This is a genomic window from Burkholderia sp. 3C, assembly GCF_054589155.1.
Map to the genome: position 1 here is coordinate 303,013 of NZ_BAAILN010000155.1, position 11,859 is coordinate 314,871.

The following is an 11,859-nucleotide window of genomic DNA, read 5'->3' on the forward strand; positions in this document are numbered from 1 at the left end:
CGCTGCGCGCGCGCCATGCGCTGCGCCACGCGGCGCTGCCCGCCGTCACGCTGGCCGGCTGGCTGGTGGGCGGCCTGTTGAGCGGCGCGGTGATCACCGAGCAGGTGTTCGGGCGGCCCGGCCTCGGCAAGATCACGGTCGATGCGGTGCTGGCCAAGGACATGCCGGTGATCCTCGCGATCGCGATTCTGTCGGCGGCGATCTACGTCGCCCTCAGCACCGCCGTCGACCTGCTTTACCTGCTGATCGACCCCCGCCTGCGCGAACCGCGCGCACGGCGCTGACCCGGAGCCCGCCATGTCCGTCCCCCTCGACCTGCCCCTGCGCGCACGCCCCGGCCTGCAGGCATTCGGCTGGCTGCGCCGCCACCCCGGCCTCGCGCTGGCCGCGCTCTACCTGTTGCTCAACGCCGTGGCCGTGTTCGCGCCGGGCTGGCTCACCCATTACGACCCGCTCGCGGCGGACCCGGTGTCGGCCCAGCTCGGCAGCAGTGCTGAACATTGGCTGGGCACCGACCAGTTGGGCCGCGACATCTATGCGCGCGTGATCTACGGCGCGCGCCATTCGTTGTCGATCAGCGCCGCCGCGATCGGCATCGCCACACTGGCCGGCACCGTGCTCGGGCTGGCTGCCGGGCTCGCACGCGGCTGGCTCGACGAGCTGGTCACGCGGCTGCTCGACGTGGTGTCGGCGTTTCCCGACCTGCTGCTGGCGTTGATGCTGATCTCGTTTACCGGCCCCGGCGCGGTCAACCTGGTGTTCGCGCTCGGCGTGGCGTCGGTGCCGCGCTTCGCGCGCGTGGTGCGTGCGCAAACCTTCGTGGTGGCCGGTTCGGGCTACGTCGAGCAGGCGCGCACGCTGGGCCTGCCGCCGCTGGTGCTGATCTGGCGGCATGTGCTGCCGCACGCGATCGCGCAGGTGCCGGTGCTCGCCACCATCGGGCTGGGCACCGCGATCATCGGCACCTCGGGCCTGAGCTTCCTCGGCATGGGGCCGCAGCCGCCCACCGCCGAGTGGGGGCTGATGCTGGCCGAGGGCCGCAACTATCTCTACAACGCGTGGTGGATCGCCGTCTGGCCCGGCGTGGCGATCACCGCGACCGTGGTGGCCGTCAACGCACTGGGCGGCTACTGGCAGCAGCGCTTCGAGCGCCGGGAGGCATCATGAGGAACGCAGCCGTTGTGCCGCCGTTGGGGGGTGGGAATCGTATCGGGCGTGTCGGAGCCGGCGCGCCTGCATCGCGGGAGCGTGGGCCTTCGTCCGCGTCGCCGGGATCATCGAATTCGCCCGACTCGCCAGGCCGGCGCGATTCTGCCGATACGATCGGTTCTCCTGACCGGTTCGAGGCCCCCGCTCCGCGCGGCGACATCGCCTCGCCCCGTAGCGCCGGCGCCGTGCTCGCACGCATCGAAGGCCTGACGATCGGTTTCGCCGGGCGGCACGGCACGCGCGCCGTGGTCGGGCCGCTCGATCTCGAGGTGCGGGCCGGTGAATGCGTGGCGCTGGTCGGCGAATCGGGTTCGGGCAAATCGGTCACCGCGCGCAGCCTCGTGGGGCTGAACGGCGCGAACGCCGTGGTGCAGGCCGAGCGCTTCGAGATCGCGGGCGTGGACGCGCGACGCTTTCGCGAGCGCGATTGGCGCGCCATCCGCGGGCGCCGGATCGGCTACGTGCTGCAGGACGCGCTGACCTCGCTCGATCCGCTCTGGCGCGTGCGCGACCTGCTGGCCGAGGCGCTGCACGACACGCCGCGCCGCGAGCGTGCCGCCCGCAGCGCCGAGATTTTGCGCGCGGTCGGCATCGACGAGCCCGAGCGCCGCCTGCCGCAATATCCGCATCAGTTGTCGGGCGGGCTGCGCCAGCGCGTGCTGATCGGCACCGCGCTGGCCGGCGGCGCGAACCTGCTGATCGCCGACGAGCCGACCACCGCGCTCGATGTGTCCGTGCAGCGGCAGATCCTGTCGCTGCTGCAGGCGCGACGCGAGGCCGGCGACGCGCTGCTGCTGATCAGCCACGACCTGGCCGTGGTGGCCGAGCTGGCCGACCGCGTGCTGGTGATGCGCCACGGCCGCGTGGTCGAGCAAGGCGACGCGCGCGCGGTGCTGGCCGCGCCCGCGCATCCGTACACGCGGCAACTGCTTGCCGCGATCCCGACGCCGGCCTCGCGCGGGTTTCGTTTGTCGCCGCAGGCGCGGGATGAGGACCTGGCGGGTGACGTCGCACCCCACGCATCCGACATAACGCAGGCCCGCCTGCCGCTGCCCCTCAAACGCATCGACACAAGCGCCCAGGTGCTGACCGTCGACGCCGTCACCAAACGCTACGGCCACGACGACACCGCGCCGGCCGTGGCCGACATCTCGTTCACGCTCGCGAAGGGCGAAACGCTCGGCATCGTCGGCGAATCGGGCTCCGGCAAATCGACCGTGGCGCGCATCGTGCTCGGGCTGGTCGCGCCCGACGCCGGCCGCGTCACGCTCGGCGGCGAACCGTGGAGCGACGTGTCGGAAGCCGCGCGCCGGGCGCGCCGCGCCGGCCTGCAACTGATCGCGCAGGACCCCGGCAGTTCGTTCGACCCGCGCTACACCGTCGAGCAGATCATCGGCGAGAGCCTCGACGCCGTGCGCGTGTTCGGCGACGCGCGCCGCCACCGCGTGCGGCAACTGCTCGACGAGGTGCGGCTCGGCGCCGGCTGCCTGACGCGCTACCCGCGCGAGCTGTCCGGCGGCCAGCGGCAGCGCGTGGCGATCGCGCGCGCGTTCGCACCGAACCCGTCGCTGCTGGTGGCCGACGAGCCCGTCAGCGCGCTCGACGTGTCGATCCAGGCGCAGGTGCTCGATCTGCTCGCCGATCTGCAGGCCGAACACGGCACCGCGATGCTGTTCATCTCGCACGATCTCGGCGTGGTGCATCACGTCGCCGACCGCGTGCTGGTGATGCGGCGCGGGCAGGTGGTCGAGCACGGCGCGGTCGAGGCCGTGTTCGCCGCGCCCACGCATCCGTACACCGCCTCGCTGCTGGCCGCGCTGCCGACGTTGCCTGCCCGCTCCGCGACCTCTTCCGTTCACCACCCGGCCGCGCCGCTCGCGTCGCCGGCCTGACCTTTCCGCTCTCACGCCATGACCTCAACCACTCCGTCATCGCCGCGCCGCGTGCATCTCGGCGCGATCATCCAGGGCGCTTCCGGCAACATGTCGGCCTGGCGCCACCCCGACGCCGTCGCCGACGCCAGCATCAACCTCGGCTTCGTGCGCGAGCTGGCCCGCCAGGCCGAGGCGGCCCGCTTCGATCTGCTGTTCGTGGCCGACGGCCTGCATATCAACGACAAATCGATCCCGCACTTCCTGAACCGCTTCGAGCCGATCACGCTGCTGTCCGCGCTCGCGCTCGCCACCGAGCGGATCGGCCTGGTCGGCACGCTGTCCACCTCGTACAGCGATCCGTTCACCGTCGCGCGGCAGTTTGCCAGCCTCGACCACCTGAGCGACGGCCGCGCCGGCTGGAACGTCGTCACCTCCCCGCTCGAAGGCTCCGCCGCCAACTTCTCGCGCAAGCAGCATCCCGAGCACGCGCTGCGCTACCGGATCGCCTCCGAGTTCCTCGACGTGACCAAGGGGCTATGGGATTCGTGGGAAGACGACGCGTTCGTGCGCGACAAGGCCAGCGGCCGGTTCTTCGATCCCGCCAAGCTGCATGCGCTCAATCACGCGGGCGAGTTCTTCCAGGTGGCCGGCCCGCTCAACATCGGCCGCTCGCGTCAGGGCCGCCCGGTGCTGTTCCAGGCCGGCGCGTCCGACGACGGCAAGGGCGTGGCCGCGCGCCATGCCGATGCGATCTACACGCGCCAGGAAACCATTCCGCTCGCGCAGGCGTTCTATGCCGACGTGCAGCAGCGACTCGCCGCGCACGGCCGCGCGCCCGGCAGCCTGAAGATTTTCCAGGGCGTGAGCGTGATCGTCGCGCGTTCGGCCGCCGAGGCCGAGTCGCATTACCAGGACACCGCGCGGCTCGTGACGATCGACAACGCGCTCGATTACCTGGGCCGCTATTTCGACCATCACGATTTCTCGCGCTACGCGCTCGACGCGCCGTTCCCCGACATCGGCGCGCTCGGCAGCAACCAGTTCCGCAGCACCACCGACACCATCAAGCGCGACGCTGCCGAGCGCCGGCTGACGCTGCGCGAGGTCGCACTCGAAGCGGCCACGCCGCGGCCGAGCTTTTCCGGCACGCCCGAACAGGTGGCCGACGGCTTGCAGGCGTGGGTGGAGGCACGCGCCACCGACGGCTTCATCGTGCGCGGCGGCACGCCCACCGCGTTCGCCGATTTCGCCGCACAGGTGGTGCCGGTGCTGCAGGAACGCGGCGCATATCGGCAGGATTACGAAGGATCGACGCTGCGCGAACACCTCGGGCTGGATGTGCCTGTCAACCGCTATGCCCAGGCTCGGGATGCGGCCTGAGCGTCGCCCCATTCGTTGTTTTTTGTCTTCATGAATTCAGGAATCCACACCATGAGTCGCGACCTTTTGATTCTGCTCGAACCGGGCTTCACCGATCCGGCCCATCCCGGCGAGCGCTTCGTCTGCCCCGACGGCATTCCAATCGAGGGCCTGCTCGCCTCCGATCCGGCCCGCGCGGCGCAACTCGACGTGCAGCGCGTGCCGTTCGCGCGCCCGCGCCAGACGGCGATTGCCGCGCTGGACGAGGCGCATCAGGGGCTGCCGGTGCTGGTGCTCGGGGATGAGCATCCGGTGCCGGACGATGCGCAGCGGCTTGGAGACAAGCGGTTTGTGACGGAAACGAAGCGGATTCTTGCTTTGTTGGCAGAACGGCATGGGTTTCCGAAGGTGCATTGACGAGGGCTGACGGCGGGCAGGTGCCGGTCAGGCCAACGCGGACGCCGCCATTCGTCGAGCCCGTCGCCGCAAATACAGGTTGTTGAGAACCAGGGCAGACGCCGTTATCGCCGCACCGAGTATTTGCGCTCCGCTCGGCACGACGCCTGTCAATGCAGACACGGCAAACGTAGTCACGGGCACCACGTCCATGAACAGCACGCCATTCATCGGCCCGAGAATTCGGTTACCGGAAATCCAGCAGAGAATGGCCACGAAACCGGCGATCGGCCCCATGTAAATCAGATGCGGCGTGATCGTCCACCATGCCGTGAGCGTGGGAGCGGCGACGGCGTGCGTCGCGACGAGCAGCACATTCACGCTGATAACGGTGGTCAGGCCCAGCCATGTCGTCACTGTCGTGTATTTCAACGCCGACCATCGTGTGAAGTACGCGGAGCCGAACGTATAGACAACCCAGCAGAATGCCCCCAGAACGATGAGGCCGCTTGCCGCGTAGTGTTGTGGCGCGGCCAATGCAGCCAGAAAATCCCCCCGTGTGATGACGAGGGCGACGCCGGTGAACGAGATAACCACGAACAGAAATGAAGGAAGCGGGGGCGCGGTTCTCCGCACCAGCGCATTGAGGAGCAAGCCCATCATCGGTTGCGTCGCCATCATGATGGACGCGGCAAGCGCCCCTTGCTCTCCCGCCAGTTGCTGCCCCAGAAAGACAAACGATCCAAACCCGCAGAACCCCACCGAGCCGAGCAACCAGGCAATCAACAACGATTTGCCGTCGATTCGCAACGCGCCGAGTCCTTCCCGTCTCAGCAACAGGACGACAAAGGCCGTACCGGCGATCAGGTAACGGAGCGAAGTAAAGGTAAAAGGATCGATGTAACGCAGCGCGTCCGTCATGACCGGAAACATCACGCCAAACAGGATGGTCGCGACGAGGCACGCCGCAATCCCGTTCCAGTAGCCCAAAGACCTCGAAGCCAAACCGGTTGATGAATTCATGAACGATCATTCTCAAAATAGATAAAAAATTGGCATCCGCTGTTCGCGAATGCCACCGGCCCGGCTACGACACGCTCAGACGCGCTACGTCAGTGCCCGCAACGCCATCTCGACAATGGATGCGAGTGCGGCCTCGCTCATGTCGACCTTGCCGAGCACGCGTATGCCTTGAACCATGCACAGCAGGAAACGCCCGACTTCCTCGGCGTCGAGGTGACGATCGAATTCGCCTGCCTGTTGACCTCTTGCTATCGCGAGACTGAACTGCGTCGCGATCCGCTGCAACGTCGATTCGATACGTGAGCGCAGAACATCATCGCCCGGCAGGTGTTCGATCACCGTATTGGTAATGAAACAGCCGTGGCGCTCCGACAGGTTCACGCTCACCTTCGTATAGTGCAGCAGCGCTTCGCGAAGCGCCTGCCTTGGAGGCAAATCGGCGGCCAACCGCTCCTTCAGTCGGGCAACGGCGCCTTCCGCGTAACGATCGAACGCGGCGACGAGCAAACCGTGCTTGTCGCCGAACGTTCTGTACAAGCTGCCGCGAAAGACCCCGGTTGCGTCACATAGCGCATCGACGGGGGTCGCGTGGTAGCCGTTTTCCCAAAACACTCGCGCGGCAGCCTCGACCGCCTGGTCGACGTCGAATTCTCGTGGACGCCCACGCTCGGCGGCCCGCTCGCTGCGAGGGCGGGGGGTGTCAGTTGTCTTCATGCAGGCGATATTAGGACTAATTAGTCTCAAAATCAATGCTCATGCGATGTCGATGAACCGCTGCCGGCTGGTTGTCGCGAGCGCGTGCTGGTCACGGACAAGCGTCAAACCCGCTCACGAGCATGTCGAGCCTTCATGGCCTCGATGCCTTCAACCCACGACACTTCAGGCCGGTATCCAAGCTGACGCTGCGCCTTGGTCGTGTCGAGCGTGAAGTCTTTCCCGATCAGCCGCAGGAGCTGCCGGGTGATGGGCGGCTCTCCCGAACGAGACAGTGTTTTCCAGAGCCGTTCCATCAACGCGGCCATGATCCAGGCCATTCTCAATGGGATGGATCCCGTTGGCGACTTCACGTCCTGAGTATCGAGAAATGCAGCAAGGACTTCACGGAACGTTCGCGCCTCGCCATCGCCAACGAAATAGGCTTCGCCGCCCCGCCCTTTTTCGATGGCCAGTTCGACCGCATGGCAGACGTTATCGACATGCGCGGTCGACATCACGGCTTCTCCATGGTTCACGAACCGGAATTGCCCTGCCTTGACTGCATCGACCATTCCCGAAAGCATGGGCATGCCGGCTCCCCAGATCATGGGCGGACGAATGACCATCGTCTCGAACACCTCGGAAATGTTGGCGCCGAGCACGAGTGCTTCACTACGCGCCTTGGACGCACTGTAAGGTGCCCATGACCTTTCGTGACGCGGCAGCGTCTCGGTGATTCCGCGAAGATCCACCATGTCCCCCATGACCACGGCCGCGGCACCCACCTGCACGAATCGCCTGATGCCGGCGGCCCGCGCCGCTTCCAGCAAGGTTGCCGTGCCGCGCACATTGGCTTGCTCGAATTCCTCTCTCGTGCCCCACAGCTTGAACAGTGCCGCCACATGAATCACGACATCGCAACCTCGAAGAGCAGCCAGCAAATGCCGCTCGTCCGTCAGTTCGCCACGCACCGGCTGCGCACCGAGCTTCCGGATCTTTTTTTCGGCCACGTCGTTGCGCGCCAGCGCCCGCACTTGCCACCCCTGCCGGAGCAACCGCTCGATCAATCGACCACCCACGAACCCGGACCCACCGGTCACGAAACACGTTCTGTGTGTCATAGGAACCTCTTATATATCGTTGATACACAAAATGTATATCGATGATATAATTCGCGTCAAGCGCAAACTTTTCTATCCATCATGGACAACGCATCCGCAATTCTTGTTGCCGCAATGCTTCTTCTCGAAGAGCAAGGGCCCGATGGGCTGACGACGCGTGCCGTCTGCGAGGCAGCCGGGATCAAGTCGCCCACGCTCTATCACTATTTTGGCGGCAAGGAAGGTCTTGAACGAGCGCTCATCGAGCGAGGCGTGGCGGAGTTCATGCAGAAGAAGCGTCTGCCGCCCGAGAACGCCGATCCGCTGGATCAACTTCGATCGGGTTGGGACATTGCGGTGGACTTCGCCTTGAAGCGGCCAGCGTTGTGGCGCCTGTTCGCGCAACATGCCATCGTGCACCCGGATCTACATGACGACGGTTATGCGTTGATGCGATCCCGGGTTCAACGACTCGTGGATCTCGGGCGCTTTCAGGGAACAGCGGACGCCGCTGCTCAAGCCGTGTGGGCAGCGAATCAAGGGGTTCTCGCGCTGATCACCGCAGGGCACGCGCCCAATGAAGTCAGGGCGATGAGCGCGTTCATGTTTCAGGCAGTGACGGCCCGATTGATGCAGGTGCGATGATGAGGTAGTCACTCCCGCGATAACAGCGGCCGCAGCGCGTCGATCAATTCCGTGGCGCCGTGGCAGACTTCACCCACGTTCTCCTCGACGTCGATCACACCACCTTGATTCACCGCCTCATTGGCCTTGATCAGCAGTTCCGCAAGGCTTGCCGGCATGCTCCGCTTCATGATCGCGTCCCATTGCGCGCGAGGTATGGATCGCGCCTGAATTGTCCGGCCCGACAGTTGGCTCAGCACCGTCGCTACATCGTTGGCACTGTAGCGGCGCGGTCCTTCCGCATGATGGATTTCCAGATCCTGCGTTCCATCGGCTCGCAACAACAACGCTGCCGTGATCCAGCCGAGGTCTGGCGCCGAGATCATGGGAATCAACCTGTTCGCAGGGTCGTTGAACGTCGGCAGACTGCCGGATTCAATGGCCGCCGGTATGACTCGCGCCCAATTTTCCATATACTCCGCCGATCGCACGACCAGCGTGTGGCCGCCCACCCGAGCGAGTCGCTTTTCGAAGTCACGGAAAATGCTGGGCATGCCGATATCACACGCAACATGCGCACCGTAGTCGGAAACGGCCAGCACGTGCTGCGGGCGCACGCGCTCCACCGCCATGACCAGGCTCGCGATCGATCGGCGCAGGTCTTCGGCGGGATCGCTCGCCTGCGGAGACAGCGGAGCGACGATTTGCACGGCATCCGCACCGGCCATTGCCTTCGCAAGCGCTTCGGAATCCTGTAGATTGGCGCACACGATTTCACATCCGATTTCGGCGAGCGCCGCCGCCTTCGACTCATTGCGCAGGACGGCCCTGACTCGCGCGCCCGACTGACGCAGCAACGATGCGGTTGCATAGCCGACTTTTCCGGCGGCGCCTACGATTGCGTACATATCGATTCCCCGTTGAGGTAGAAACCCAACGATCGCGGATTCGACAAGGCCGGTCGCACAAATTCGGCCCGGCTTTTGCAAATTCGGGCCGATTTCTCAATCCGGGCGAAGCATCTGGCTCGGAATCAGGCCGAGGACGCGTCGCATCGTGCTGCTCATGTGGCTCTGATTGGCAAAGCCTGCGGCAAGGGCTACCTCGCTTGCCGGCATTTTTGTCGTGGCGATCAGCACGCGTGCGTACTCGACGCGACGGCGAATGACGTATTGATGGACGGGCATGCCCGTGCTGTTGCGAAACAGCGTTTTCAGACGCGTCACGCTGACACCGACCACCGCTGCCAGCTCTGCCAGACGCAACGGCTGATCGAGGTTGCTTTCGATGAACTCGGTCAGCAACGTCAACTGGCGTGGAGCGAGCCTGGGCTCGCCGTATCCCTTCGAAACGAGACGGCGGTCAGTGGCGGTCTCGATCAGTCGAACCGCCAGTGCGCTTGCCAGATGGTCGATAAAAAGCGGATCGGAAGGGGTATCGGCCTCAAGATCCGCCTTGATGGCGAAGCCGATCGCTTCCATCCGGGCGTCCCGAAGCTGAATGCGTGGAATGACGTCGATCCTGGAGGGGTCGCCACCCAGTTCCTCGGCCGCCTGTTCCAGAAGCGACGGTTGAAGGCCCAGTCGCAAAATCCGGCATTCCGCATCGTCCTCCCAGGAAGAATCCATCCCTGCCGGAACGAAGCCCAAATCGCCGAGCTTTTGAACACGCCGCAACCGCGTTCCGTCACACATGCAGTCGGCGTTGACCGGCGGCCCGAAATGCATGCCCAGGGTGTGAACGTCGGCGGCACGCACGTTCGACACGCCGCGCGGGATTTGCACGAAAGCGGCGGTCAGGGCATTCCATCCTCGACCGGCGCTTGAATGAAGGACTTTGGCCAAGGGCTGCACGGAGCTTGTCATGATGGAGTGCGTTCAGGTGATCCAGCCGCTGCGGCGAGAACTCGCAGCGCAGTGCACTACCGGTTCGGATCTGTCAACGATGTCCTTACCGTTGATTAGCAGTGCGGTTCATTTCCAACGATATGGCTATGCAGCGTCCGGCATCACCCATGATTTCGGCAAATCGGGAAAATGGCCCCACTGCGACCATGAAGTGCCCACCTGCCCTGCCGGTCGCGACGCGAGCCCCCATTCCGGCGGGTCTGGAAAACCATGCCAGATGTTTTGGATCAGGATGAGATCCTCGCTATCGAAGGTCGCGTAAAAGGCAATGTCATTCGAACGGAACCAATCGCAGTCACAGCCGAAGAGGCCCGACTGCGGGAAATCCCGCCATGGCGTGCGGGTCCACGGGATCGGCTTCATGGCACGGTCATGAAAACCCAGTTCCTGTGTGTCGGCAGCCGCACCCTGCATATTCCACGGGATGGGTTCCCACGCAGGAAATACATAGTGTCGGCGGTAGATGCTCATGGGGCTGTAAATTTGGAGGCGGGGGCCTGCGGTCGACTTGCTTGCTCCCAAATGCGACCGGCTGTTAGCAACCCATTTCGATCAATTAAGATTTTTGAAAGCGGATGCTCAAGATCCACTCGATTGTTAGGGTGAGCGGCTTACAGATTGGATGCCGCATATTGCTCTCCCCTCAGCGACGGTAAGCCAACGTTTTTCGACGGCGATTGCTCGGTGAAGTAGACGATGACAGTTTGCACAGAGTAGAGCCAAGTCAGAGATGCCCGTGATTCGGATACCCGTATTTGAAAGTGGAATGATGTGATGGGCTTCGAAATGCGCTTCCTTAAGTTCCGCATTGGTGGAAAGCGGTGGAGCGCCACACATTTCGCAGAACAACTTCCCACTGCTACGCCTTGACGACAATAGTCGTTCCCTCAACTTTGGCTGTCGCTCCCGGCGCGAATGTAACTCGGTGATTAGACGCCCCTCCGTGAACTCCGCATCGAGCTTCAATGGTTCGGTGGACTCGGATGCGGTGAGTCCAACGCGGATAAGATTAGCCAGTGATTTAACGGATGTGGGCACCGCCCCAAATTCAGACCACACTGCTCGATCTGTTTCTGAAACATTTCCTAACCCCTTGCCCGTTGCAATTTGCCGCAAATTCTGGAGTTTGAATGCTACGCCATCGGGGTTTCGAAAAGACTCCTTCCTTGATGCCTCTGCGTGATAAGGAAATCGACGAAGAACTTCGGATAGCGCCTTTACCCGTTCATCAGAACCGGATGGAATTCTTCCATCCAGATCGAAGTAGAGATCAAGCGCGAGAATCGTCTCGTCGCGTGTCCAGTTTGGATTCCCGTGTCCGTGCGTGCGGGCCATAGCTAGCGTGTCCTATATCGATAATCGAGGATCTTACTCTTTGTGCCGAACATCCGATCATTGCTCAACCGGCACCTCTTTCCTGGCCGGCGATCTGCTGGTCCTCTTGCCGCTCGGAATTTCCGAAACCGAATGCAGTCGTGAGCGTTGAGGAAAGCTGTCGCTCAACGTTATATCTCAGAGGGAAAAGCGCAGATTTTTGACGATCAGGGTCAAGCCTCTATTGAACAATCCTGTACCTACGACGTCTCCCCACCCTTGAGTAGCGCGACGCTTTAGAGTCCAATCACGTAGTCAGGAGATTGGGCATGAAGAAACGATTCACCGAAGAGCAGA

At 63.8% G+C, this 11,859-nt stretch carries 13 protein-coding genes; 6 read left to right on the top strand and 7 right to left on the bottom strand.

All coding sequences use genetic code 11. The features are described 5' to 3' along the window. The 5 genes from ACYP33_RS33835 to ACYP33_RS33855 form a co-directional block, all read left to right on the top strand. A partial coding sequence (locus tag ACYP33_RS33835; RefSeq protein WP_459625465.1) for an ABC transporter permease subunit occupies positions 1–284 on the top strand: 284 nt, incomplete at its 5' end. A 13-nt stretch (positions 285–297) separates the two neighbouring features. Next, positions 298–1,167: an ABC transporter permease gene (locus ACYP33_RS33840; protein ID WP_414441679.1), complete on the top strand. Its 870-nt coding sequence runs from the start codon at positions 298–300 to the stop codon at positions 1,165–1,167. A 227-nt stretch (positions 1,168–1,394) separates the two neighbouring features. Continuing rightward, on the top strand, positions 1,395–3,101 hold the full coding sequence (locus ACYP33_RS33845) for a dipeptide ABC transporter ATP-binding protein (RefSeq protein WP_459625466.1): 1,707 nt from the start codon (positions 1,395–1,397) through the stop codon (positions 3,099–3,101). 18 nt (positions 3,102–3,119) lie between these two features. Then, positions 3,120–4,463, top strand: a complete 1,344-nt coding sequence (locus tag ACYP33_RS33850; protein WP_459625467.1) for an LLM class flavin-dependent oxidoreductase — start codon at positions 3,120–3,122, stop codon at positions 4,461–4,463. Between the two features lie 51 nt (positions 4,464–4,514). Next, the gene (locus ACYP33_RS33855) at positions 4,515–4,859 is read left to right on the top strand and encodes a DUF3088 domain-containing protein (protein WP_414447856.1); all 345 of its coding nucleotides are present in this window, start codon (positions 4,515–4,517) and stop codon (positions 4,857–4,859) included. A 27-nt stretch (positions 4,860–4,886) separates the two neighbouring features. On the opposite strand, the gene ACYP33_RS33860 is transcribed toward ACYP33_RS33855, so the two are convergent. The 3 genes from ACYP33_RS33860 to ACYP33_RS33870 all read right to left on the bottom strand — a co-directional run bounded on the left by ACYP33_RS33860 (position 4,887) and on the right by ACYP33_RS33870 (position 7,657). Next, on the bottom strand, positions 4,887–5,861 hold the full coding sequence (locus tag ACYP33_RS33860; RefSeq protein WP_459625468.1) for a DMT family transporter: 975 nt from the start codon (positions 5,859–5,861) through the stop codon (positions 4,887–4,889). An 84-nt stretch (positions 5,862–5,945) separates the two neighbouring features. Further along, positions 5,946–6,575, bottom strand: a complete 630-nt coding sequence (locus tag ACYP33_RS33865) for a TetR/AcrR family transcriptional regulator (RefSeq protein WP_459625469.1) — start codon at positions 6,573–6,575, stop codon at positions 5,946–5,948. Positions 6,576–6,679: 104 nt separating this feature from the next. Beyond that, positions 6,680–7,657, bottom strand: coding sequence for an NAD-dependent epimerase/dehydratase family protein (locus ACYP33_RS33870; RefSeq protein WP_459625470.1), 978 nt, complete (start codon positions 7,655–7,657; stop codon positions 6,680–6,682). Positions 7,658–7,759: 102 nt separating this feature from the next. On the opposite strand from ACYP33_RS33870, the gene ACYP33_RS33875 reads away from it, so the two are divergent. Beyond that, complete coding sequence (locus tag ACYP33_RS33875) at positions 7,760–8,302, top strand: TetR/AcrR family transcriptional regulator (protein ID WP_459625471.1); 543 nt, start codon at positions 7,760–7,762, stop codon at positions 8,300–8,302. A gap of 8 nt (positions 8,303–8,310) precedes the next feature. Here ACYP33_RS33875 and ACYP33_RS33880 read toward each other — a convergent pair whose 3' ends face one another. The 4 genes from ACYP33_RS33880 to ACYP33_RS33895 form a co-directional block, all read right to left on the bottom strand. Then, positions 8,311–9,189, bottom strand: coding sequence for an NmrA family NAD(P)-binding protein (locus ACYP33_RS33880; protein WP_459625472.1), 879 nt, complete (start codon positions 9,187–9,189; stop codon positions 8,311–8,313). A gap of 96 nt (positions 9,190–9,285) precedes the next feature. After that, a complete protein-coding gene (locus ACYP33_RS33885; protein ID WP_459625473.1) occupies positions 9,286–10,146 on the bottom strand; it encodes a helix-turn-helix domain-containing protein in 861 nt (286 codons plus the stop codon). A gap of 126 nt (positions 10,147–10,272) precedes the next feature. Continuing rightward, the gene (locus tag ACYP33_RS33890; RefSeq protein ID WP_459625474.1) at positions 10,273–10,659 is read right to left on the bottom strand and encodes a hypothetical protein; all 387 of its coding nucleotides are present in this window, start codon (positions 10,657–10,659) and stop codon (positions 10,273–10,275) included. Positions 10,660–10,785: 126 nt separating this feature from the next. Beyond that, positions 10,786–11,523, bottom strand: a complete 738-nt coding sequence (locus tag ACYP33_RS33895) for an HNH endonuclease (protein WP_459625475.1) — start codon at positions 11,521–11,523, stop codon at positions 10,786–10,788. Between the last annotated feature and the right edge of the window lie 336 nt (positions 11,524–11,859).